Source organism: Shinella zoogloeoides (assembly GCF_033705735.1).
In the GTDB taxonomy this organism is placed as follows: domain Bacteria; phylum Pseudomonadota; class Alphaproteobacteria; order Rhizobiales; family Rhizobiaceae; genus Shinella; species Shinella zoogloeoides_A.
In genome coordinates, this window is the sequence record NZ_CP131130.1 from 2757698 (window position 1) to 2780911 (window position 23214).

Here is a 23214-nt window from a genome sequence, read left to right on the forward strand (position 1 = left end):
CATTTCGCATTGCACAAATTTGCGCAGTTGCGAAAGCATGGAGAGTTAAAACGAAAACATTTCGAATGTCAAACGAATGCGATCGGAAATACGATCAGGCTGCGTCACGCCTGCGGTGCGGTCTCCACGAGACGCACGTCATGCTCCTGGCAAATGCTGCGAATCCCCTCGAAAGGACAGGTATCCGTGATGAATGTATGGACCTGCGAGAGGTGCCCGATGCGCACCGGCGCGGTCCTTTCGAATTTCGTGGAATCCGAAACCAGGATGACATGGCGCGCATTCGCGATGATCGCCTGCGCCACCTTCACCTCGCGGTAGTCGAAATCGAGCAGCGCGCCGTCCTCGTCGATGGCCGAAACGCCGATCACCGCATAGTCCACCTTGAACTGGCGGATGAAATCCACCGCCGCCTCGCCGACGATGCCGCCGTCCGAGCCGCGCACGACGCCGCCGGCAATGACCACCTCGATCGAGGGATAGACGCGCAACCGGTTGGCGACGTTGATGTTATTGGTGATGACCATCAGCTCTTTATGCTCGAGCAGCGCGTCGCCGACGGCCTCCGTCGTCGTGCCGATATTGATGAAGAGCGAGGAATTGTCGGGGATCATGCCCGCGGCGGCGCGGCCGATCGCCTGCTTTTCCGGCGCGGCGATGGAGCGGCGGGCCTCGTATTTCACATTCTCGTTACCGCTCGGGAACAGCGCGCCGCCATGGATGCGCGTCAGCACCTTGTTGTCGCAGAGATCGTTGAGGTCCTTGCGGATGGTCTGCGGCGTCACGGAGAAGCGCGCCGCGAGGTCCTCCACGAGCACGCGGCCCTCGACCTTGGCGAGATCGACGATCTCCGCCTGGCGACCTGTCAGAAACATGGGCTCCTCCATTGCTTTCGTTTGTTTTCATAATATGCAAAAACGAAACCACATCAATTCACCCGCTCTGCCTTCTTGGAGTGCGGGCGTCTTTTTGGGATACTGCGCAGACGGCAGGTGACCGGGGAGGAAGACACATGTTTCATCCAGCCTTGTTCAAGGGCGCGAATGTCGTGGTGACCGGCGCGGGACGCGGCATCGGGCTGGAGATCGCCCGGCAGTTCCTCGATTGCGGCGCCCATGTGCTGCTGCACGGCGGCCGCGCGGCCCATGGACCGCTTCCCGATTTCCTCGAAAACGCCGTCGCCGATGCGCGCGCCCACATCGTCTATTCGGACTTCCTCGTCGAAGGCGGCGTCGGCACGCTGCTGCAGCGCGTGGACAGCCTCTTCCCGCATGTCGACGTGCTGATCAACAATGCCGGCACCATGGTCGGCCGCTTTCCCGCCGCCGACCTCACCGACGAGGAATACGAGACCGTCGTGCGCCTCAACCAGACCTCCGTCGTCGAGGTGACGCGCGGCCTGCTGCGCTCGCTCCGCCGCGCGCCGCGCGCGGCCATCGTCAATACGGTGTCGATTTCGGCGCTGACCGGCGGCAGCCCCGGCTCGGCGATCTATTCCGCCACCAAGGCCTTCGTCGCCACCTATTCCAAGGGCCTTGCCCGTGAGCTCGCCCCGGACGGCATCCGCGTCAACTGCGTCTCGCCCGGCACGATCACCACGGATTTCCATTCGCGCTATTCCTCCGCCGAAAAGCTGGAGGCAACGCGCAGGACCATTCCCCTGCAGCGGCTCGGAACGGCGGAGGACTGCGCTCCCGCCTATCTCTTCCTCGCCTCCGATGCGCTCTCGGGCTACATCACCGGCCAGGTGCTGGAAGTGAACGGCGGCCAGCTCATCTGCTGACCGCCTCCGTCCTTACGCGTTGACGTCGATGACGACGCGCCCCTTCACCTTGCCTTCGAGAATGCGGTTCGCCAGTTCCGGCAGGTCGGAAAGCCGGTGCTCGACCACCATCGCCTCCAGCTTCTCCATCGGCAGGTCGGCGGCGATGCGGTTCCAGGCGTCGACCCGCTGGTCGTAAGGCCGCATCACCGAGTCGATGCCGAGCAGGCTGACGCCGCGCAGCAGGAACGGAATGACGGTGAAGGACGGAACGGCGGCCCCGGCGGCAAGGCCGACTGCGGCCACGGCTCCGCCATATTTCGTCTGCTTGAGCACCCGCGCCAGCATGTCGCCGCCGACGGCATCGATGGCGCCCGCCCAGCGCTCGGATTCGAGCGGCCGGCTGTTCGCCTCGGAAAGCTCGGAACGGTCGACGATCGTCTCCGCGCCGAGCTGCTTGAGATAGCCCGCCGCGTCCGGCCGCCCCGTGACCGCGGCGACGGAATAGCCGAGCCGGGCGAGTAGCGCGACGCCGACGGAACCGACGCCGCCCGCCGCACCGGTCACCAGGACCTCGCCCTTCAGCGGCGAAAGCCCGGCCTTCTCCAGCGCCATGACCGACAGCATGGAGGTGAGCCCCGCCGTGCCGATCGCCATGGCCTGGCGCGTCGAAAGCTCATCCGGCAGCGGCACCAGCCAGTCGGCCTTCACCTTGGCGCGCGTCGCAAAGCCGCCCCACCAGATCTCGCCGACCCGCCAGCCCGTCAGCACCACCCGGTCGCCCTGCCTATAGCGCGGGTCCTCGGACGCCTCGACCGTGCCGGCGAAATCGACGCCCGGCACATGCGGGAAGCTGCGCACCAGCCCGCCCTTGCCGTTGATGCAGAGCCCGTCCTTGTAGTTGAGCGTCGAATATTCCACCGCGACGGTCACGTCGCCGTCGGGCAGCCGCGCGTCGTCGATTTCCTGGACCGAGGCGGAGACCGCCCCGTCCCCGCCCTTTTCGACCAGCAATGCCTGAAACGTCATGGCGTCCTCCTCGTGATCCTCTTGCCGTAAGACGATATAGGGCGCGGGGCATTGGTGCCGCCACTGTTCTTTTGTATCAAGAGCATGGAGGCGCCGTTCCGGATGATAGACAAGCTCGAATATTTCATTGCCCTCGCCCGCGAGAAGCACTTTGCCCGCGCGGCGGAGGAGCTCGGCATTTCGCAGCCGACGCTCTCGGCGGCGATCCGCCAGCTGGAGGAGCAGCTCGGCGTGATGCTGGTGGTGCGCGGCTCGCGCTTCCAGGGGCTGACGCCGGAAGGCCAGCGCGTGCTGGAATGGGCCCGCCGCATCGTCGGCGACACCCGCACCATGCGCGAGGAGATGCGCGCCGCCCGCAAGGGCCTGTCCGGCCATATACGGCTCGCCGCCATCCCGACGACGCTCGCCATCGTGCCGCGCATCACCGCGCCCTTCCAGGAAAAGCACCCCGACGTCACCTTCTCCATCGTCTCCACCACCTCGATCAAGATTCTCGGCCTTCTCGAAAACCTCGAGATCGACGCAGGCATCACCTATCTGGAGAACGAACCGCTCGGCCGCGTGACGAGCGTGCCCCTGCTGCACGAGCACTATTGCCTCATCACCGCCAAGGGCGGACCGTTTTCGGATCGCGAAAGCGTGACCTGGCAGGAGGCCGGCAGCGTTAGGCTTTGCCTATTGACCGCGGACATGCAGAACCGCCGCATCATCAACCGCCATTTCGCCGAAGCGGGCATTTCCGCCGAGCCGTCCCTCGAATCGAATTCGATGATCGTGCTTCTTTCCCACGTGCGGACCGGGCGCTGGTGCAGCATCATGCCGCGAAATGTCGCGAAATCCTTCGGATTTCATGAGGAAATAAGTATAGTTTCCCTCGCCGAGCCCAATCCCTACCACACGGTCGGTCTCGTCGCGACACATCGTGAGCCATTCACGCCGCTCGTCTCCGCCCTCCTGCACGAGGCGCGGATTCTGGCCGAAACGGGCATGGATTGATAGAAATTTCCTATTGACCAACGGGACAGCTTTATTGACCCGTCGTGTCATGGCTGAGAAGCTGTTAGAATAGTCTGCGGAGATCGACAGGGTTCCGGTTTTCGCCGAACAGTTTCAACGGCATCGGCGCATCGAACCCGCGATTTCCAGCGGTTCGTTCGTGTCGGTTGGGAGGCCTGATCATGAATGTGCGCGTCGCCGGCAGTGACGTCGGAACCAGAACGCTGGCCATCGTCAGCGAACTGAAGGGGCTCGAAGGGCCGCTTCTGCCTATCCTGCACGAGATCCAGGCCGAGTTCGGTTACGTGCCGCAGGAGAGCCTGCCGGTCATCGCGCGCGAGTTGAACCTGTCGCGCGCCGAGGTGCACGGCGTCGTCACCTTCTATCACGACTATCGCGACCACCCGACCGGGCGGCACGTCCTCAAGCTCTGTCGCGCCGAAGCCTGCCAATCGATGGGCGGGGACGCTGTCGCCGAGCGCGTCAAGGCGCTGCTCGGCATCGATTTCCACCAGACCACCCTCGACGGCGCGGTGACGCTCGAACCCGTTTACTGTCTCGGCCTCTGTTCCTGCGCACCCGCCGCCATGCTCGACGGCGAGGTGCACGGCAGGGTCGACGCAACGCTCGCGCAGGAACTCGTCGCGGAGGCACGCCGATGACCTTACGCATCTACATCCCCCGCGATGCCGCCGCCCTTGCGCTCGGCGCCGACCGCGTCGCCAAGGCCTTCTCCGCCGAGATCGCGGCCCGCGGGCTCGACGTGACTATCGTGCGCAACGGCTCGCGCGGCATGCACTGGCTGGAGCCGCTGGTCGAGGTCGAGACCGCCGGGGGCCGCATCGCCTACGGCCCGGTGAAACCCTCCGACATTACCGGCCTCATCGATGCCGGCCTCCTGCAAGGTGCAAGCCACCCGCTCTGTCTCGGCAGGACGGAAGACATTCCTTTCCTGAAGAACCAGACCCGCCTCACCTTCGCCCGCTGCGGCATCATCGATCCCGTCTCGCTGGAGGACTACAGAGCGCATGGCGGCCTGAAGGGCCTCGAGACGGCCATCGCCATGCCCCCGGCGGATGTCGTCAAACAGGTCACCGACAGCGGCCTTCGCGGCCGCGGCGGTGCGGGCTTCCCGACCGGCATCAAGTGGAAGACCGTGCTCGACGCGCCCGGCCCGCAAAAATACATCGTCTGCAATGCCGACGAGGGCGATAGCGGCACCTTCGCCGACCGCATGATCATGGAAGGCGACCCCTTCGTGCTGATCGAGGGCATGGCGATCGCCGGCCTCGCGACCGGCGCGACGAAGGGCTACGTCTACACCCGCTCGGAATATCCGCACGCCATCGCCATCATGAGCGAGGCGGTCGAAGTCGCGCGCGCCGCCGGCGTGCTCGGCCCTTCCGTGCTCGGTTCCGGCAGGGCCTTCGACATGGAAATCCGCACCGGCGCGGGCGCCTATGTCTGCGGCGAGGAGACGGCCCTCCTCAACAGCCTGGAAGGCAAGCGCGGCGTCGTGCGCGCCAAGCCCCCGCTGCCGGCCCTGCAGGGCTTCCTCGGCCGCCCGACGGTCGTCAACAACGTCATCTCGCTCGCCTCCGTGCCGATCATCATGGACAAGGGTGCGGACTATTACCGCGACTTCGGCATGGGCCGCTCGCGCGGCACGATCCCGATCCAGATCGCCGGCAACGTCAAGCATGGCGGCCTTTACGAGACCGCCTTCGGCCTGACGCTCGGTGAGATCGTCGACGAAATTGGCGGCGGCACCGCCTCCGGCCGTCCGGTCCGCGCCGTGCAGGTCGGCGGCCCGCTCGGCGCCTACTTCCCGCGCGCGCTGTTCGACACGCCCTTCGACTACGAGGCCTTCGCGGCGAAGGACGGCCTTATCGGCCATGCCGGCATCACTGTCTTCGACGATACGGTCGACATGCTGAAACAGGCCCGCTTCGCCATGGAGTTCTGCGCCGTCGAAAGCTGCGGCAAGTGCACGCCCTGCCGCATCGGCTCGACGCGCGGCGTCGAGACAGCCGACAACATCGCGCGCGGCATCGAGCCGGAGAAGAACCGCGAGTTGCTGGCCGATCTCTGCAACACGATGAAGTTCGGCTCACTCTGCGCGCTGGGCGGCTTCACGCCCTACCCGGTCATGAGCGCCATGACCCATTTCCCGGAAGATTTTTCGCCGGCGCCGATAGTGGAGGCTGCGGAATGAGCGAGACGGAAAAGGTCAAGGGCCCGGCCTCCTACTTCCCCTCCATCGAGAAGACGTACGGCCAGCCGATAGAGCACTGGAAAGACATCATCCGCGCGCAGGATGGCAAGGCGCATATGCAGATCGTCGCGTTCCTCAAGGAAACGCACGGTCTCGGCCATGGCCATGCCAACGCGCTCGTCGCGGCGACGCTCGCCGAGACGAAACCTTAAGAATTGAACCCAAGTCGCCGCCATGAGCGGTGCAGAATTGCCCGGAGGTTCCCATGCCCCTCGTTCCTGAAATCGACTTCGGCACCCCCGCCTCCCGTTCGGAGAAGATGGTGACGCTCACCATCGACGGAAACGAGATCTCCGTTCCCGAGGGCACCTCCATCATGCGCGCCTCCATGGAGGCAGGCATCCAGGTGCCGAAACTCTGCGCCACCGACATGGTCGACGCCTTCGGCTCCTGCCGTCTCTGTCTCGTCGAGATCGAGGGCCGCAACGGAACCCCCGCCTCCTGCACGACGCCCGTCGCGCCCGGCCTCGTCGTCCATACCCAGACGAGCCGCCTCAAGCAGATCCGCAAGGGCGTGATGGAGCTCTACATCTCCGACCATCCGCTCGACTGCCTGACCTGCGCGGCCAATGGCGACTGCGAATTGCAGGACATGGCCGGCGCCGTGGGCCTGCGCGACGTGCGCTACGGCTATGAGGGCGACAACCACGTCATGGCGCGCAACAACGGCGAGGCGAATGCCCGCTGGATGCCGAAAGACGAATCGAACCCCTATTTCACCTACGACCCCTCCAAGTGCATCGTCTGCTCGCGCTGCGTGCGCGCCTGCGAGGAAGTGCAGGGCACCTTCGCGCTGACGATCGAGGGCCGCGGCTTCGACAGCCGCGTCTCCCCCGGCATGCACGAGCATTTCCTCGATTCCGAATGCGTCTCCTGCGGCGCCTGCGTGCAGGCCTGCCCGACCGCGACGCTGACGGAAAAGTCGGTGATCGAGATCGGCCAGCCGGAACATTCCGTCGTCACCACCTGCGCCTATTGCGGCGTCGGCTGCTCCTTCAAGGCGGAGATGCGCGGCGAGGAGCTGGTGCGCATGGTGCCCTGGAAGGACGGGCAGGCCAACCGCGGCCATTCCTGCGTCAAGGGCCGCTTCGCCTATGGCTACTCGACACACCGCGAGCGCATCCTCAACCCGATGATCCGCGAGAAGATTTCCGATCCGTGGCGGGAAGTGACATGGGAGGAGGCCTATGCCCACGTGGCCGCCGAATTCCGCCGCATCCAGTATCAGTACGGCCGTGACTCCATCGGCGGCATTACCTCCTCGCGCTGCACCAACGAGGAGACCTATCTCGTCCAGAAGCTGATCCGCGCCGGCTTCGGCAACAACAATGTCGATACCTGCGCCCGCGTCTGCCATTCGCCGACCGGCTACGGCCTCGGCCAGGCCTTCGGCACCTCCGCCGGCACGCAGGATTTCGACAGCGTCGAGCACACGGATGTGGTGATAATCATCGGCGCCAACCCGACCGACGCCCACCCCGTCTTCGGCTCGCGCCTCAAGAAGCGCCTGCGCCAGGGGGCGAAGCTCATCGTCGTCGACCCGCGTCGCATCGACCTCGTCTCCTCGCCGCATGTCAAGGCGTCCTATCACCTGCCGCTGAGGCCCGGCACGAACGTCGCCGTCGTCACCGCGCTCGCCCATGTCATCGTGACGGAAGGCCTCTTCGACGAGAGATTCATCCGCGAGCGCTGCGACTGGTCGGAATTCGAGGACTGGGCCGCTTTCGTCGCCGAGCCGCGCCACAGCCCGGAAGAGACAGAGGCCCTGACGGGCGTTCCGGCCGAGACGCTACGCGGCGCCGCCCGCCTCTTCGCCACCGGTGGCAACGGCTCGATCTATTACGGCCTTGGCGTCACCGAGCACAGCCAGGGCTCGACCACCGTCATGGCCATCGCCAACCTCGCCATGGCGACCGGCAATATCGGCCGCGAGGGCGTCGGTGTGAACCCGCTGCGCGGCCAGAACAACGTGCAGGGCTCCTGCGACATGGGCTCCTTCCCGCACGAGCTGCCGGGCTACCGCCACATCTCGGACGACGCCACCCGCGACGTCTTCGAGAAGATGTGGGGCGTGAAGCTCAACAACGAGCCGGGCCTTCGCATCAACAACATGCTCGACGCCGCCGTCGAGGGCACCTTCATGGGCCTCTACATCCAGGGCGAGGACATCCTCCAGTCCGACCCGGACACGCGACACGTCTCCGCCGGCCTTGCCGCCATGGAATGCGTCGTCGTGCAGGATCTCTTCCTCAACGAGACGGCGAACTACGCCCATGTCTTCCTGCCCGGCTCGACCTTCCTCGAAAAGGATGGCACCTTCACCAATGCCGAGCGCCGCATCAACCGCGTGCGCCGCGTCATGACCCCGAAGAACGGCTATGCCGACTGGGAGGTCACGCAGAACCTCGCCAAGGCGATGGGCCTCGACTGGAACTACACGCATCCCTCCGAGATCATGGACGAGATCGCCGCGACGACGCCGAGTTTCGCCCTCGTCTCCTACGACTATCTCGACAAGATCGGCTCGGTGCAGTGGCCCTGCAACGAGCAGCATCCGCTCGGCTCGCCGATCATGCACACGGACGGCTTCGTGCGCGGCAAGGGTAAGTTCATACGAACGGAATATGTCGCAACCGACGAGAAGACCGGCCCGCGCTTCCCGCTGCTGCTCACCACCGGCCGCATCCTCAGCCAGTACAATGTCGGTGCCCAGACCCGGCGCACCGACAACGTCGTCTGGCACGAGGAGGACCGGCTGGAAATCCACCCGCACGACGCCGACAACCGCGGCATCCGCGACGGCGACTGGGTGCGCCTGACGAGCCGCGCCGGCGAGACGACGCTGCGCGCCCTCATCACCGACCGCGTCGCGACGGGCGTCGTCTATACGACCTTCCACCATCCCGGCACGCAGGCCAACGTCATCACCACGGACTTCTCCGACTGGGCGACCAACTGCCCGGAATACAAGGTGACGGCCGTGCAGATCTCGCCTTCCAACGGCCCGTCCGACTGGCAGGTCGAATATGACGAGCTGTCGAAGCGCTCGCGCCGCATCGCCGGCAAGCTGGAGGCGGCAGAATAGGAGCGCCCGTGCCCGGTTTCGCCACCACGAGCAAGGTTTCCGAAACCGCCCGCCGCAGCGGGCGGCTGACGGCGGGCGAGCGCATCGTTCCCGAGGAGACGCCCGTCGCCTTCTCCTATGCCGGCTCGACTCATGCCGTGATGATGGCGACGCCCGCCGACCTTGAGGATTTCGCCGTCGGCTTCAGCCTGACGGAAGGCATCATCGCCGATCCGGCCGAGATCGAAACCGTCGAGGCGGTAGCGGAAGACAAGGGCATCGACCTTCAGATCCGCCTTGCGGATGCGCAAAACGACGCCCTGACTGCCCGCCGCCGCCACATGGCCGGCCCGGTCGGCTGTGGCCTCTGCGGCATCGAATCCATCGAGCAGGCCGTGCGCGTGACGCCCTCCGTTAGTTCTTCTTCGCTTACCTTGAGCGAAGAGGACGTGGTCGAGGCGGTCCGCCTGCTGAACGGCCAGCAGCCGCTGCACATGGTGACGCGCGCCGTGCACGGCGCCGGCTTCTACGTGCCCGGCAAGGGCCTTGTCGCCGTGCGCGAGGATGTCGGCCGGCACAATGCGCTCGACAAGCTCGTCGGAGCCGCGAGGCGCGCGGGCCATGCGGGAGCCGCGGGCGCGGTGGTCGTGACGAGCCGCGTCTCGGTGGAAATGGTACAGAAGACGGCGGTCATCGGCAGTCCCTTCATCATCGCCATTTCCGCGCCGACCGCACTCGCCATCCGCACGGCGCAAGAGGCGGGCATGACGCTGATTGCGCTGGTGCGCGGCGACGAATTCGAGATTTTCACTGGTGCGGAGCGCGTCGTCGCCGATGCCGCGCGCCGGGTGGGCAACGGTTAGAGCATTGTTTTAACGCAATTCCGGACGCAAGGCCGCTTCGCGCTTTTACTGGAATTGTTCTTGGAGGCAGGCATGTCGGACGACAACAAGATCATCAGGATGGCAAACCAGATCGCCACCTTCTTCCATTCCCAGCCTGCGGATGAACGGCCGGGCGGTGTCGCCACCCACATCAACAAGTTCTGGGAGCCGCGCATGCGCCGCCAGCTTTTCGACCTCGTCGACAATCACGGCGGCGAGGGTCTCGACGGCCTCGTCCTCGAAGCCGTGCCGCTGATTCATCGGCCCGTGCCCCAAATGGATGCGCCGATCGGCCTTGCCTGACCGTCAACGGCCGGCATCGCTGCCGGCCGTTCTATCGTCTGCTCAGAACTCTTCCCAGCTCTCCGCCACCGCCGCCGAGCCACGCGGCGACCGCATGTTGCGCGCCGCGGCATGAAGCTGCGCGACATGGGCGGGCGCCGCCGCCTGCTGGACGGGCTGCGCGCTGCCGGCAAGGCGGAACCGCCGGATGAGAGCATGCAGCGCATCGGCCTCGCGGGCCATCGCGTGGCTCGCGGCCGTGCTTTCCTCCACCATCGCCGCATTCTGCTGCGTCGCCTGGTCCATCGCGTTGACCGACTGGTTGATCTCGCGAAGGCCGGTCGACTGCTCGCGCGAGGCTTCCACGATGGCCGCGACGTTGGTGTGGACCTCCTGCACCTGGGCGAGAATCTCCTGCAAGGCCCGCCCGGTCTCGTCGACGAGGGCGACGCCGCTCTTCACCTGCTCGCCGGAGGTGGTGATCAGCGCCTTGATGTCCTTGGCCGCGCTTGCCGAACGTTGCGCGAGTTCGCGCACCTCCTGCGCCACAACGGCGAAGCCCTTGCCGGCCTCGCCCGCCCGCGCCGCCTCGACCCCGGCATTGAGGGCAAGCAGATTGGTCTGGAAGGCGATATCGTCGATGACGCCGATGATATTGGAGATCTCGCGCGACGACTGCTCGATCTGACCCATCGCGTCGATCGCCTTCTTCACCACCGCGCCGGACTTTTCCGCCCCCACCTTCGTTTTGGAGACGAGCGTGCCGGCCTCGTCCGCCCGCCGGCTCGAATCGGCGACCGTCGTGGTGATCTCGTCGAGGGCGGCGGCCGTCTCCTCGACGGAGGCCGCCTGCTGCTCGGTGCGCTTGGCAAGATCGTCCGCCGCAGAGCGGATCTCCTGCGCGCCGGAGGCGATCGCATTGGCATTGGCCTCGACCGTCCGCATCGCTTCATGCAGACCGGTGACGGCCTCGTTGAAGTCCTTGCGGACCGTTTCCATCGAAGGCACGAAGGATGTCGCAAGGTTCTGCGTGAGGTCGCCCTCGGCCAGCGCCTTCAGCGCCGCGCCGAGCGTGTTGATCGCCGACATGCGCTCCGTCACGTCGGTCGCGAATTTCACGACCTTGTAGACGCGGCCGTTGAGGTCCCGGATCGGGTTATAGGCAGCCTGGATCCAGATTTCCTTGCCGCCCTTGCCGTAGCGGACGAATTCGTTGGAGATGAACCGGCCGTCCGCGAGGTTTTTCCAGAATTCCGCATAGGCCGGCGTCTGCACATAGGCAGGATCGCAGAACATGCGGTGATGCTTGCCGCGGATTTCGGAAAGGTCGTAGCCGAGCGCCGCGCAGAAATTCTCGTTGGCATGCAGGATCTCGCCGGTCGGCGTGAACTCGATCACCGCCTGGGAGCGCGAGATCGCATCGAGCTTGCTGGCATCCTCCGACGCCTGCTTCTTCGCCTCGGTGATGTCGCTGGCGAACTTCACCACCTTGTAGGGTTTGCCGCCGCGCAGGACCGGATTGTACGTCGCCTGGATCCAGATCTCGCCGCCATCCTTGCGCAGGCGCTTGTAGCTGTTGGAATCGTATTCCCCGCGGCCGAGCCGCGCCCAGAACTGCCGGTAGTCCTCGCTTGCCGTATAGGCGGCATCACAGAAGATGCGGTGATGCTTGCCGACGATTTCCTTCAGTTCGTAGCCGAGCGCGCGGCAGAAGTTTTCGTTGGCTTCGAGAATGGTGCCGTCGAGGTCGAAATGGATCACGGCCTGCGAACGCGACAGCGCGTCGATGATGCGGGCCGCATCCGAAGACTTTGCAAATGAAAGCATGGCCTGTCCCTTTGTGCGACGGCCACGGGCTCTCGGATGGCGACGTGGCGGTCGTCAATTGTTGTCATATGACATGGCCGCCACGGCGAACCATGATTAGAATTTATGAATTCAATCATCGCGGGAAGGGCCCTGCCCGCGCCAAAATGCGCACCTGCAATCAAAGATGGAATTATAGGCTTAAAAATTGATGAAACGCAGACGGTGAAATCTAGGTATGGTTGCATATGAGCCGATTTGCAGATCGCCGGATGGCGATAAACTCACGTAAGGGAAGGATATGCGCGGTCGACCCATCTCAATACAAACGCAAAAGTTGCACTCGATTGAAGGCAACAAAAAACCGCCCTGCGTGCACAGGACGGTTGCATGTTTGAACGGTATCGCTTCGCTCAGGCGGCCATGTCTTCCATGTCGCGCTCCTTGAACATGCGCGCAAGGTTCAGGAAGCAGATCATGCCGTTCTCATGGGCGATGATGCCTTCCGCATAGGCCTTGTCGAAGGACGTCGTCACTTCCGGTACCGGCTGGACCTGCTCGCTGCGGATCGTCAGGATGTCCGACACGCGGTCGACCACGAGGCCGACGACCATGTTGTGGACTTCGGCGACCACGATGGCGCTGCGTTCGTTGGCTTCCGTGCTCTTCATGCCGAGCTTGTGCGCCAGATCGATGATCGGGATCACCGTGCCGCGCAGGTTCATCACGCCGATGACGTCCGGCGGAGAATGCGGGATCGGCGTGGACGGCGCCCAGCCGCGGATTTCGCGGATCGTGGTCGTCTTCACGCAGAATTCCTGATCGTGCAGGCGGAATGCGATGATTTCGAGCGTGTCGCCGGCAAAGCCGGCCGTGTTGATGGAGGTCATCGAGCGGTCTTCCCAGTTGGTCTGCGTATCCCGGCGATCCTATGCACGCTCTGGTTAAAATCTTTCAAACGCTTTGCGGATTGCTGCGCGCGGCATCAATATTCCTTCTCGTAGAAGATGCCCGCACCCGCGCTGCCGGCGCTGCCGGCCTCGCCGCGCAGCTTCAGCCCGCGCCCGACATCGAGGTTGATCACGGCCTTCGCCCCGTTCGTCTCGGGATCCTGCTTCAGCTCGATATAGGTGCGCTCGTTGAGATACTTGCCGGCCGACACCGCCGCCCGGCCCTCGGCATCCGTCGTGATGTCGAGGTCGTCGACGCCGAGCTTGCTGCGCAGGCTGTCGAGCAGGCCGGTGGAGCTGCCGCCGGCAAGCTGGCTGGCCGCCGAGGCAAGCTGCGCGATCTGTACCGCCGAAAGGTTCGACATGGAACGGTTGAAGATGAGCTGCGCCAGGATTTCATCCTGCGGCAGCGAGGGCGAGGAGGCGAAGGTCACCGTCGGGTTGCTGGCAAGACCCGTCACGGTCACGGTGATTTCCGTCGTGCCGGCCGTGCTGGAGGCGACGAGATCGACCGTCGGCACCAGCCCGCCCGCAAAGCCGATACGGGCGCTGGTGAAATCGAGGCGGCGCGTCAGGATCTCCATGCGCCCGCGCTCCAGCTCGAAACCGCCCGAGACGACCGGCGACGCGGACGTGCCGGTGATCTTGAGATTGCCGCCCATCTCGGCATTGATGCCGCGGCCGCGCACGAAGAGCTGGCCCGGCGATTCGATGGTGAGGTCGAGCGCGATGCCGCGTGAGGCGCCGCTGGAGCCCTGCTGGCGCTGGACGTCCGCGGTCATGCGCTTGACGTCCGCCGGCGCGTTGCGGTGCTTGATGTCGATTTCCGAAAGCGATGCCGGCAGTTTCTGCGGAATGGTGATGTTCGCCTTGTTGATGCGCACCTTGCCGGCGAGCGCCAGGTCCGCGACGGGCCCCTTCAGCGTCAGGTCGCCGGCGATGTTCCCGGTCACCAGCGTGCCGTCGACATAGACGATGTCGCCGAGCTTGATCGCCACATCGACGGGAAAGCCGCTCGCAGGATCGATCCCGACCGTGCCGCTCGCCGAAAGCTGCCCGCCGCTCGCCAGCTTGCCGGAGACGGTCTCTATCACCGCCTGGCGCCCGTTCATGTTGACGCGGATCGTGAGGTTCTCGACGGCAAGGTTGCGGCGCACGTCGACGAGGCGCGCCCCGCTCGCCGTGATGCTGCCGGTGACGGAAGGCGCCGCCGCCGTGCCGCCGATGGTAAGGTCGACATTGGCATTGCCCGTCAGCACGAAGCCCTGCGCCGAAAGCTGGCCCTGCAGGGCGCTGAACGGCACCGTGCCATTGAACTTCAGCCCGAGTGGCGTCGCCCCGCCGATGCCGACCGTGCCGCCGCCGCGGAAGGAAAGCCCGCCGCTACCGGAAAGCACCGTATCGAGGCGCACCTGGTTGTTGGCGAATTCGCCCTTGGCATTGATGTCGAGCGCGCCGATGCCGGCACCGCGCGTCTGGCTCGTCACCGCGCCCTTCCAGTCGAGCGCATAGTTGACGACGGGAGCCGCCGCCTTGCCCTTCACCGTCACCGTGCCGCCGATCGCGCCGTCCGCATCGAGCCCGGCGGCGAAATTGTTGACGAGCGCGGCCGGCAGGGCATTGAGCCGCAGCGACAGGTCGAGCGTCTCGCCCGCCTTGCCGGAAACGGCAACAGAACCGCTGCCCGCCTGGATGGTGAGCCCGTCGAGCGTCGCAACGCCGTTGGTCACGCCGATCGTCGTCGGCTTGGCGAGCTTGACGGCAATGCGGCGCGGCGCGGCCTCGAAGGCCTGCAGGGCAACATCGAGCCCGCCCTCCCGCTGCAGCACCTTGCCCCTGGTGAGGAGCGGCGCACCGTCGAGGCGGCCGGTCAGATCGAAATTCGTCGCCTGTCCTTCCCGGGTGAAGGCAAGCTTCAGCGCCTCCAGCTTGTTCTCGCCCGAGGCGACCTGCTCGGCGCGCACCGTGCCGGTGATCGCCGCCGTCGCAAGGTCGGTGATGGAAAGGTCGACGGCGGGCTTTGTAATGCTCACGGCATCGCGGCGGATCGAGGCGCCGGACGCCTGCACGGTGGCAGAAGTCTTGCCGTTGCCCGTCGCGATCTCGACCTGCCCGGACAGATCGCCCGCCGCCTGCTGGCCGGCCATGGCGGCAAGCAGGCCGAGATCGGGGAAATCGAAGCGGATCGTGCCGTCGGGCATGAAGTTCGGCGCCAGCGCCAGCGAGCCCTTCAGCGTGTTCGGGCCGATCTCGGCCTCCAGAACCGGCACGGAGATGCGCCCGCCTTCCGAGGTGATGCTGGAGCGCACATTGATCGCCTGCCCGTCGAGCGCGCCGGTCGCCGTCAGTTCGCCGGAGGGGCTGTCGGCGACCGCCTTGCCCTTCAGAGTCACCACGAGGTCGCTGAGCGTGCGGCCGGAAAGCGTCGCCCCGCTGGAGATGATCTTCGCGGAAACGTCGGGCCCGGAAAGCGGTCCCTTCGCGGAAAGCTCGAACGCCGCCTCACCCGCCGCATCCGCAAGCAGCTTGCCGAGATTCAGCACCTTGCCGGTGAGCGCGGCCTCCACATTGCCTTTGACGAGCGAGACATCGCCCGCCGTCTCCAGCGTGCCGGACTTCACCGTGAGGCCGGAAACCTGAAGCCCGCCGTCGCCGGCGAGCTGAACCCGGCCCTCCATAGCGATCGTCGTGTCGAACTTGCCGGCAAGGGCCGGCGGCAGCACGGCCGGCAGGGCGAAGAGACGGAAATTGACGTCCGCCTCGCGGCTTTCCAGCCCGTAGCGGCCGGAAAGCGTGCCGCCGATGCTGGCGCTTTCAAGCGTCGCCGGATCGAAAGCGATCTCGCCGGGCGAGACATTCAGCGTCGCGGTGAGTTTCGCCGGGCCCTTCACCATTCGGTCGACATCGGCATTGGCGAAGACCATGGCGCCAGTTTCGAGCGTCACGTCGATGCGGCCGGACTGGTTGGCCACATCGAAGGCATCGCTCCGGGCGGCAAGGCGGATATCCTGGATGCGCCCGGCCGGCAGCTCGGCGGCGGCGACGGTCGCATTGGCTTCGAGCCTTGCCGCGCTCGCCTCGCCGGTCAGCGAAAGGTCGGCGTCGTGGATCACCACCTGGGCGTCGCCATCGGCGAGCGGCCAGCGGAAATCGATAGGACCGTCCTTGCCGGAAAGCTTGACGTCGAGGTCGTTGCTGCCCTTGGCGCTCAGCGTGCCAGAGGCGGCAAGTGTCATCGCGCCCGTCGAGATCGCGCCCTTCTCGATGCGCAACATGTCCGAACCGTCGAAGGCGGCGACCACGTCGATGCCGGTCTCGCCGGCAAAGAGCGGACGAAGCTGCGGCGGCATCAGCGCGTCGAACGTACCGCCGCCATTGAGCGCGATGGTATGCAGGCCGCCCTGCGCCAGGTCATGGCGGCCGTCGACCCGCAGCATTTCCGTGCCGTCGAGCGCGGCGGAAAGCCGTCCCTTCCATTGCGAGAGCGGGCCGTCGCCCGTCAGGCGGATCGCCACGGCCGGCTCGTCCGGCAGCTTGAGCAGCCCCGCCAGAATGCCGCCCTTCGGCTCGGCGACATCGGCTTCGAGCCGCAGTTCGTTGGCGGCCGGATTAAAGACGATATCGGCCGCGATGCGCGCATCGGGCCGCGCCTTTTCGGAGGCCGAAAGCTTGATCGCCACGCTGTCCGCCGTCGCATCCCCCCGTCCCGACACGACGATGCGCTGGTCACGGCCGGCAACGCTTCCCGAAACGAAGAGTTCGGGAATGGCGAGCGAACCCACATGCACCTCGACCGGCAGGCTGAACGGCTTGCTTTCCGTCGGTTCCGCATCGGCCTTGGCCTCCGGCAGGCGGAGCAGCGAGATCGACGAAGCGGACACCCGCGACGCGTCGAAGCTGAAGAACAGGAGCCGCAGCGGCGACCAGTCGACGGCAAGGTCCCGGATTTCCGCATAGGTCCCTTTCTCGTCGCCGAGCGTGATCGCGCCGGCGCGCAGCTTGCCCGTCAGAAGGCCCGAGGGCTCGCTGATCGAGATGACCTGCCCGTTCGCGGCCGCGATCTTCTCCGCATAGGAAACCGCCAGGCGGGCGCCGCTGTCCGAAAACCCGACGAAGCCCAGCAGCGCGACGGCGAGCACGACGAGGACGGCAAGGCCGTAGCCGACATAGCGGAGCGTTGCGCGGAGAATTCGGGAAAGCCTGTTCATGCTTCATCCATTTCGCGTGCGGGGAGCGCGGAATCGCTCCTCAACGTCTAGAATCCCAATCGCGCATGCGATCAAGAGCCTAGATGAAAATTGGGGCGACAGTCAGAAGGACTGGCCGATGCCGGCATAGACCCCGAAGGAGGTTCCGCCGGGATATTTCTTCAGCGGCACCGCGACATCGAGGCGGAGCGGCCCGAACGGCGTCGCATAGCGCAGGCCGAGGCCGGCGCCGGCCCGGATATCCTTGAAATCCGGGATCTCGTCGATCGAGACCGTGCCCGCGTCGATGAAGGGCACAAGGCCGATCGTCTCGGTGATCCCGATGCGGACTTCCGCCGACGCCGCCATGTAGGAACGCCCGCCGAGGAGCTGGTTCGCCCCGTTGCGCGGCGAGATCTCCTGGTAGCCGTAGCCGCGCACCGTACCGCCGCCGCCGAGATAGAAGCGGCGCGTCGCCGGAATGTCGGAAAGCTGGTCGCCGCCGATGATCGTGCCGCCGGCAAGCTTGCCCGCGAGCACGAAGCGATCCTCCGCGCCGAGCGCCTTGTAGCCGGTGATCGCGCCTTCGAAGCTGGAGAAGAACGTGCCGCGTTGCGTTTCGTAGCTCGGCTTCGCGTTGATCAGGAAGCGGTAGCCTTCCGTCGGGTTCAGCTTGTCGTCGCGGGTGTCGCGCACATATTCGATCGGAATGCTCGCCGTCAGGTACTTGTTCTTGCCGAACGCGTCCTCGACATCGGCCCAGCTCAGCTCGGCGCCCGCGCTCACCGTGTCCTTGTCGGAAAGCTCGACGCTGACGCCCGCAGCCGCCGTGGTGGTGAAGGCCTTGTAGGCGTCGGGATCGACGATCGAGGCCTTGAGGCTGGCATTGAACGTCGAGGCCGGGCCGAAGGCGCCGGGCTTGGAGAAGAGGATGGCGGTCGAATAGTCGAGATCGCCGATATCCGATTCCCCGATCCGGTTGACCGACCCTTCGATGCGCAGCGATTCGGCCTGGCCGAAAAGGTTGCGATGCCCCCAATATCCCTGCAGGCCGATGCCGTCCGTGTTCGAATATTGCGCGCCGACGCCGAAATAGCGGTGCTTGCCCTCGGAGACCTCGATGGTCATCGGCAGTGAACCGTCGGGCGCGAGCTTGGAGGCCTCGCGGATCGTCACGCTTGAAAAGACGCCGAGCGCGCGCAGCCGCTCCGACGCCTTGGTCAGCGCTTCCGGCGAATAGGGTTGGCCGGCATTGATACGCGAATAGCGCTGCACGAAACCGGGATCGACCGTCTTGGTGCCGTTGACGCCGACCGCGCCGACGGGCGCGACCGGCCCGCCCTCGGCGGCGATCACCACGTCGACGGTCTGCGTCTTGTGGTCGGCGGTGGCGTTGCGCTCGGTCAGCTTGGCCAGCGGCCGGCCTTCCGCCTTGAGATCGACGACGACCTTCTCGCCGGCCTTGAGGATGATGGTAGAATCGGCCCGCGCACCCGGCACCAGCCCGTAATCGGCCGGATTGCGTCCCTCGGCATCGCCCGAAAAGGCCACCTCACCGAAGGTGAAGACCGGGCCGGGCTCGACGCTGATCGTCACCGGGATCGCGCCGCGGTGGTTGAATTCCGGGTTGGGCGGCAGAGAATCGAGGTCCTGCCCGTTGACCGTCACGTTCACCACGCCGCCATAGCGGCCGTTCTCGTAGAGCGCGGCAAGGATGCGGTCGCGGTCGTCGCGCGCCTTGATGACGAGGCCGAGGTCGCCGGAGACCGGCGTCCCCTCGTCCTGCTTCAGATAGGCGGCATTCTCGACGGCCTTCGTGAGGTCGCCGTCCTCGGTGCCCGGATCGAGTGTCAGCGAATAATCGACCGGATCGATGACCTCGGCGGTGTCCTTCTCCTTTTCGAAGAATTTCATGCCGAAGAGTTCGAAGGCAAGAGCCGGATTTGCGGCCAGCGGACCACAGACGAGCGCTGCGGCGACCGCGAGGGCGGTGCCAGCCTTCAGAAACGCAAAACTCTTTTCCGGCCGGTTCACTTTATCCCGCATCCGCAGCTATCCGTCGCCTTTCTCCTTCAAGGTGCGGTGCGCGAACGGCTTCCGACACGGACTTCAGGCGCTCCGATCCATCCGGAGCTCTCAGGCAGGAAAAGACCCTAACGTGTTAGGTTTTCCGTAATGTTAACGGCGGTTTTACACGCAGGCGCGCCAGATTTGAAGCGTCGCAGGCGATTTTATGCCGGCGGCAGGCAAGCAAAAGCCCCGGAGAACCTCCGGGGCTTCGCATAGGTTGCAGCCGTTGGCGATCAATAATAGTCGCGCGGGCAACGATCGATATAGCGACGACCGTGGCGGTCGCGGTAGTAGCACTGACCGGGCTGATCGGAAACGCTGCCGATCACGGCGCCGGAAACGCCACCGATGGCGGCACCGACAGCCGCACCACGGACGTTACCGGTGACGGCACCGCCGATGATCGCGCCGGAGACGGCGCCGATACCTGCACCCTTTTCCGTCTGCGTGCAGCTGGCAACGGCCATGCCGACCAGAACGAGCGCAATGATTTTCTTCATGAACCTTCTCCAAAGTTGAACGGCGGCCCGGTTTTCCGGGTCCACCCTGCCCCCTTCTACTCAGCAACATACCGGGGCCGTCGACGACGGTCAGGTCTGTCCGACACTGAAAATATCGCCGGAAACAGGGAAGTCCATGGTTGGAAAGTATTTTTTTACGGCGCGAATAAACAGCGTTTCCGTTTCGTTTTAACGCCCTCGACATGCAGGCGCTCACGAGAAATTTCACCCGCCGTTGAAAGTACCGGTTGATCGCCGGGTCAAAACGTCAAATGATGTGATTGCCGGGGCGCACAGGGGATGGAGGATTTCCCGTCGCGCCCGCAGTGCCGGAACAGATGCATGCGAAGACAATGCTGGCGTCATTAGATCCCGGGCCCGCGTCGTGAGGACGCCCGCTGCATGCCACGTCGGATCGAACGGCCCAGCGGTGCATGAACCGCCAGGGAGGAACGAATGGCGAAAGTGGCAATGACCGTCAATGGCAGGAAGGTGAGCAAGGAGTGCGAGGACCGCACCCTCCTTGTGCATTTCCTGCGCGACCAGCTCAGTCTTACCGGAACCCATGTCGGCTGCGATACGTCCCAGTGCGGCGCCTGCGTCGTACATATGGACGGCAAGGCCGTGAAGAGCTGTTCCATCCTCGCGGCCCAGGCCGCCGGCTCCGAAATCCTCACCATCGAGGGCCTTGCGGCCAATGGCGAACTGCATCCCGTGCAGGCCGCCTTCAAGGCCAATCACGGCCTGCAATGCGGCTTCTGCACGCCCGGCATGGTGATGACGGCGGTCGACATGATCAACCGCCATGGCGGAAAACTCGACGAGCAGACGGTTCGCGAGAACCTCGAAGGCAATATCTGTCGATGCACCGGCTACCACAACATCGTGAAAGCCATCCTCGCCGCCGCGGAGGAAATGAGCGCGGCAGGCCGGCAGGCTGCGGAATAGGCGTCAGGCAACAGGCAGCAGCCGATTGGCGGCCAGTTGCGCGACGGTGAAATCCCGAACGCCTGTTGGCCGGTGCCTGCTGCCTCACTTCTCTGGAGGAGATGAAGATGGGTGTCGAAGGCATCGGCGCGCGCGTCGCGCGAAAGGAAGACAAGCGGTTCCTCATGGGCCAGGGGCGCTACACGGATGACATGTCCGTGCCGGGCATGCGCTACGCCGCATTCGTGCGCTCGCCGCATGCGCATGCGAGAATCAAAGGCATCGACACGTCGGCGGCGGAGGACATGCCGGGCGTCATCGCCGTACTCAACGGCAGGCAGATGCTCGACGACGGCATCGGCAACCTGATCTGCGGCTGGATGATCCATTCCAAGGACGGCACCCCCATGAAGATGGGCGCCTGGCGGCCATTGGCGCACGAGACGGTGCGCTATGTCGGCGATGCCGTGGCGATTATCGTGGCCGACAGCATGGGCGAGGCGCGCGACGCGGCCGAAGCCGTCGTCGTCGACTACGAGGTCCTGCCCGCCGTCACCGATGCGGTGAAGGCGCTGGAGGCCGGCCAGCCGCAGCTCCACCCGGAAGCCCCCGGCAACCTCATCTACGACTGGGAGATCGGCGACAGCGCCGCGACGGATGCCGCCATCGCCGCGGCCGCCCATGTCACGGAGATGAAGATCGTCAACAACCGCCTCGCGCCGAACCCGATGGAGCCGCGCGCCGCGCTCGGCATCTACGATTCGGCCGAGGATCACTACACCTGCTACACGACGAGCCAGAACCCCCATGTCGCGCGCCTCGTGATGAGCGCCTTCTACAATGTCGCGCCGGAAAACAAGCTGCGCGTCATCGCCCCCGACGTCGGCGGCGGCTTCGGCTCGAAGATCTATATCTATCCGGAAGAGATTGTCTGTCTGTGGGCCTCGAAGCGATCCGGCGTTCCGGTGAAATGGACGAGCGACCGTACCGAAGCCTTCCTCACCGACGCCCATGGCCGCGACCATGTCTCGACGGTCAAGATGGCCTTCGACGCGAACAACCGCGTCACGGCGCTGAAGGTCGACACCATCGCCAATTTCGGCGCCTATATGTCGCTCTTCTCCTCCGCCGTGCCGACCTATCTCTATGCGACGCTGCTCTCCGGCCAGTACAATTTCCCGGCCATCCACGCCAATGTGCGGGCCGTCTACACCAACACCGTCGCCGTCGACGCCTATCGCGGCGCCGGTCGGCCGGAGGCAACCTATCTGCTGGAACGGACCATGGAGACGGCGGCGCGCGAACTCGGCGTTTCGCCGGCCGAACTTCGCCGCATCAACTTCATCCGCTCCTTCCCGCACCAGACGCCCGTCATCATGAACTACGACGCCGGCGACTACGAAGCGTCGCTGGAGGCCGCCATGGCGGCGGCCGACTGGAACGGCTTCCCGGCCCGCAAGGCGGAGGCCGCCAGCCGCGGCATGAAGCGCGGCATCGGCATGAGCTGCTATATCGAGGCCTGCGGCATCGCGCCGTCCGCCGCGGTCGGCTCGCTCGGCGCGGGCGTCGGCCTCTGGGAATCGGCGGAGGTGCGCGTCAATGCCGTCGGCACGATCGAGGTGTTGACCGGCTCCCACAGCCACGGCCAGGGCCATGAGACGACTTTCGCCCAGCTCGTCGCCGACCGCTTCGGCGTGCCGATCGACAGCGTCTCCATCGTGCATGGCGACACGGACAAGGTGCAGATGGGCATGGGCACCTACGGTTCCCGCTCCGGCGCGGTCGGCATGTCCGCCGTCGTCAAGGCGCTCGACAAGGTGGAGGCGAAAGCCAAGAAGATCGCCGCGCACCTGATGGAAGCCGACGAGAGCGACATCGTCGTCGAGAACGGCGCGCTGAAGGTCGCCGGCACCGACAAGTCGGTTCCCTGGTTCCAGATGGCGCTCGCCGCCTACACGGCGCACAACCTGCCCTCCGGCATGGAGCCGGGCCTCAAGGAAGGCGCCTTCTACGATCCGGCCAACTTCACCTTCCCGGCCGGCTGCTACATCTGCGAGGTCGAGATCGACCCGGAAACGGGCAAGACGAAGATCGTCCAGTTCGTCGCCGCCGACGACTTCGGCAACATCATCAACCCGATGATCGTCGAGGGACAGGTGCATGGCGGCATCGCGCAGGGCATCGGCCAGGCGCTGCTGGAGGGCGTCCACTACGACCCGGAAACCGGCCAGCTCCTGACGGCGAGCTACATGGACTACACCATGCCGCGCGCCGACGACCTGCCCTCCTTCCAGGTCTCGCACCAGGTCACGCCCTGCCCGAACAATCCGCTCGGCATCAAGGGCTGCGGCGAGGCGGGCGCCATCGGCTCGCCGCCCGCGCTGATGAACGCCATCACCGACGCCATCGGCAACAACGACCTCACCATGCCCGCGACGCCCCAGAAGGTCTGGGCGGCGCTGGCGGCAAGCAACTGACGGGA

At 65.4% G+C, this 23214-nt stretch carries 17 protein-coding genes; 10 read left to right on the forward strand and 7 right to left on the reverse strand.

What is annotated here, in order from left to right:
* Positions 1–104: 104 nt before the first annotated feature.
* Positions 105–875, reverse strand: coding sequence for a DeoR/GlpR family DNA-binding transcription regulator (locus tag ShzoTeo12_RS13640; RefSeq protein WP_119259125.1), 771 nt, complete (start codon positions 873–875; stop codon positions 105–107).
* Between the two features lie 137 nt (positions 876–1012).
* Between ShzoTeo12_RS13640 and ShzoTeo12_RS13645 the strand changes: the two genes are divergently transcribed.
* Complete coding sequence (locus ShzoTeo12_RS13645; RefSeq protein ID WP_318910084.1) at positions 1013–1783, forward strand: SDR family oxidoreductase; 771 nt, start codon at positions 1013–1015, stop codon at positions 1781–1783.
* A gap of 12 nt (positions 1784–1795) precedes the next feature.
* Here the strand turns inward: ShzoTeo12_RS13645 and ShzoTeo12_RS13650 are convergent, their stop codons facing one another.
* Positions 1796–2791 carry an MDR family oxidoreductase gene (locus ShzoTeo12_RS13650; protein WP_318910085.1) on the reverse strand — a complete coding sequence of 332 codons (996 nt, stop codon included), beginning with the start codon at positions 2789–2791 and terminating at the stop codon, positions 1796–1798.
* Between the two features lie 102 nt (positions 2792–2893).
* On the opposite strand from ShzoTeo12_RS13650, the gene ShzoTeo12_RS13655 reads away from it, so the two are divergent.
* From ShzoTeo12_RS13655 to ShzoTeo12_RS13685, 7 genes are all read left to right on the forward strand, one after another.
* Positions 2894–3787 (forward strand): LysR family transcriptional regulator, encoded by an 894-nt coding sequence (locus ShzoTeo12_RS13655; RefSeq protein ID WP_318910086.1) that lies wholly within the window; start codon positions 2894–2896, stop codon positions 3785–3787.
* A 182-nt stretch (positions 3788–3969) separates the two neighbouring features.
* Complete coding sequence (locus ShzoTeo12_RS13660) at positions 3970–4449, forward strand: formate dehydrogenase subunit gamma (protein WP_318910087.1); 480 nt, start codon at positions 3970–3972, stop codon at positions 4447–4449.
* On the forward strand, positions 4446–6002 hold the full coding sequence (locus tag ShzoTeo12_RS13665) for an NADH-quinone oxidoreductase subunit NuoF (protein WP_318910088.1): 1557 nt from the start codon (positions 4446–4448) through the stop codon (positions 6000–6002). The genes ShzoTeo12_RS13660 and ShzoTeo12_RS13665 overlap by 4 nt, the downstream gene beginning before the upstream one ends.
* A complete protein-coding gene (locus tag ShzoTeo12_RS13670; RefSeq protein ID WP_119259097.1) occupies positions 5999–6214 on the forward strand; it encodes a DUF4287 domain-containing protein in 216 nt (71 codons plus the stop codon). The genes ShzoTeo12_RS13665 and ShzoTeo12_RS13670 overlap by 4 nt, the downstream gene beginning before the upstream one ends.
* Before the next feature lie 53 nt (positions 6215–6267).
* On the forward strand, positions 6268–9147 hold the full coding sequence (gene fdhF / locus ShzoTeo12_RS13675; RefSeq protein ID WP_119259096.1) for a formate dehydrogenase subunit alpha: 2880 nt from the start codon (positions 6268–6270) through the stop codon (positions 9145–9147).
* Positions 9148–9155: 8 nt separating this feature from the next.
* Positions 9156–9989: a formate dehydrogenase accessory sulfurtransferase FdhD gene (gene fdhD, locus ShzoTeo12_RS13680; protein WP_318910089.1), complete on the forward strand. Its 834-nt coding sequence runs from the start codon at positions 9156–9158 to the stop codon at positions 9987–9989.
* 72 nt (positions 9990–10061) lie between these two features.
* Complete coding sequence (locus ShzoTeo12_RS13685; protein ID WP_318910090.1) at positions 10062–10313, forward strand: formate dehydrogenase subunit delta; 252 nt, start codon at positions 10062–10064, stop codon at positions 10311–10313.
* A gap of 42 nt (positions 10314–10355) precedes the next feature.
* Here the strand turns inward: ShzoTeo12_RS13685 and ShzoTeo12_RS13690 are convergent, their stop codons facing one another.
* From ShzoTeo12_RS13690 to ShzoTeo12_RS13710, 5 genes are all read right to left on the reverse strand, one after another.
* Positions 10356–12119, reverse strand: a complete 1764-nt coding sequence (locus tag ShzoTeo12_RS13690) for a PAS domain-containing methyl-accepting chemotaxis protein (RefSeq protein WP_318910091.1) — start codon at positions 12117–12119, stop codon at positions 10356–10358.
* 392 nt (positions 12120–12511) lie between these two features.
* Positions 12512–12988 (reverse strand): chemotaxis protein CheW, encoded by a 477-nt coding sequence (locus ShzoTeo12_RS13695; RefSeq protein WP_119259092.1) that lies wholly within the window; start codon positions 12986–12988, stop codon positions 12512–12514.
* Between the two features lie 95 nt (positions 12989–13083).
* Entirely contained in the window at positions 13084–17256 is a 4173-nt protein-coding gene (locus tag ShzoTeo12_RS13700; protein WP_318910092.1) for a translocation/assembly module TamB domain-containing protein, read from the reverse strand.
* A 102-nt stretch (positions 17257–17358) separates the two neighbouring features.
* Positions 17359–19281 (reverse strand): autotransporter assembly complex family protein, encoded by a 1923-nt coding sequence (locus ShzoTeo12_RS13705; protein ID WP_318910093.1) that lies wholly within the window; start codon positions 19279–19281, stop codon positions 17359–17361.
* A gap of 257 nt (positions 19282–19538) precedes the next feature.
* The gene (locus tag ShzoTeo12_RS13710) at positions 19539–19805 is read right to left on the reverse strand and encodes a YMGG-like glycine zipper-containing protein (RefSeq protein ID WP_119259089.1); all 267 of its coding nucleotides are present in this window, start codon (positions 19803–19805) and stop codon (positions 19539–19541) included.
* Positions 19806–20261: 456 nt separating this feature from the next.
* On the opposite strand from ShzoTeo12_RS13710, the gene ShzoTeo12_RS13715 reads away from it, so the two are divergent.
* Together ShzoTeo12_RS13715 and ShzoTeo12_RS13720 are read left to right on the forward strand one after the other, a co-directional pair.
* Positions 20262–20753, forward strand: a complete 492-nt coding sequence (locus ShzoTeo12_RS13715; RefSeq protein ID WP_119259088.1) for a (2Fe-2S)-binding protein — start codon at positions 20262–20264, stop codon at positions 20751–20753.
* A gap of 107 nt (positions 20754–20860) precedes the next feature.
* Complete coding sequence (locus ShzoTeo12_RS13720) at positions 20861–23209, forward strand: xanthine dehydrogenase family protein molybdopterin-binding subunit (protein ID WP_318910094.1); 2349 nt, start codon at positions 20861–20863, stop codon at positions 23207–23209.
* Positions 23210–23214 lie beyond the last annotated feature (5 nt).

Excerpts from the sequence above, each read along its gene's own strand:
- ShzoTeo12_RS13665 (WP_318910088.1), top strand. The coding sequence starts at position 4,446 with ATGACCTTACGCATCTACATCCCCCGCGATGCCGCCGCCCTTGCGCTC.
- ShzoTeo12_RS13655 (WP_318910086.1), top strand. The coding sequence starts at position 2,894 with ATGATAGACAAGCTCGAATATTTCATTGCCCTCGCCCGCGAGAAGCAC.
- ShzoTeo12_RS13710 (WP_119259089.1), bottom strand. The coding sequence starts at position 19,805 with ATGAAGAAAATCATTGCGCTCGTTCTGGTCGGCATGGCCGTTGCCAGC.
- ShzoTeo12_RS13640 (WP_119259125.1), bottom strand. The coding sequence starts at position 875 with ATGTTTCTGACAGGTCGCCAGGCGGAGATCGTCGATCTCGCCAAGGTC.
- ShzoTeo12_RS13700 (WP_318910092.1), bottom strand. The coding sequence starts at position 17,256 with ATGAACAGGCTTTCCCGAATTCTCCGCGCAACGCTCCGCTATGTCGGC.
- ShzoTeo12_RS13695 (WP_119259092.1), bottom strand. The coding sequence starts at position 12,988 with ATGACCTCCATCAACACGGCCGGCTTTGCCGGCGACACGCTCGAAATC.
- ShzoTeo12_RS13715 (WP_119259088.1), top strand. The coding sequence starts at position 20,262 with ATGGCGAAAGTGGCAATGACCGTCAATGGCAGGAAGGTGAGCAAGGAG.
- ShzoTeo12_RS13705 (WP_318910093.1), bottom strand. The coding sequence starts at position 19,281 with ATGCGGGATAAAGTGAACCGGCCGGAAAAGAGTTTTGCGTTTCTGAAG.
- ShzoTeo12_RS13650 (WP_318910085.1), bottom strand. The coding sequence starts at position 2,791 with ATGACGTTTCAGGCATTGCTGGTCGAAAAGGGCGGGGACGGGGCGGTC.
- ShzoTeo12_RS13670 (WP_119259097.1), top strand. The coding sequence starts at position 5,999 with ATGAGCGAGACGGAAAAGGTCAAGGGCCCGGCCTCCTACTTCCCCTCC.
- ShzoTeo12_RS13685 (WP_318910090.1), top strand. The coding sequence starts at position 10,062 with ATGTCGGACGACAACAAGATCATCAGGATGGCAAACCAGATCGCCACC.
- ShzoTeo12_RS13690 (WP_318910091.1), bottom strand. The coding sequence starts at position 12,119 with ATGCTTTCATTTGCAAAGTCTTCGGATGCGGCCCGCATCATCGACGCG.
- fdhF (WP_119259096.1), top strand. The coding sequence starts at position 6,268 with ATGCCCCTCGTTCCTGAAATCGACTTCGGCACCCCCGCCTCCCGTTCG.
- ShzoTeo12_RS13660 (WP_318910087.1), top strand. The coding sequence starts at position 3,970 with ATGAATGTGCGCGTCGCCGGCAGTGACGTCGGAACCAGAACGCTGGCC.
- ShzoTeo12_RS13720 (WP_318910094.1), top strand. The coding sequence starts at position 20,861 with ATGGGTGTCGAAGGCATCGGCGCGCGCGTCGCGCGAAAGGAAGACAAG.
- ShzoTeo12_RS13645 (WP_318910084.1), top strand. The coding sequence starts at position 1,013 with ATGTTTCATCCAGCCTTGTTCAAGGGCGCGAATGTCGTGGTGACCGGC.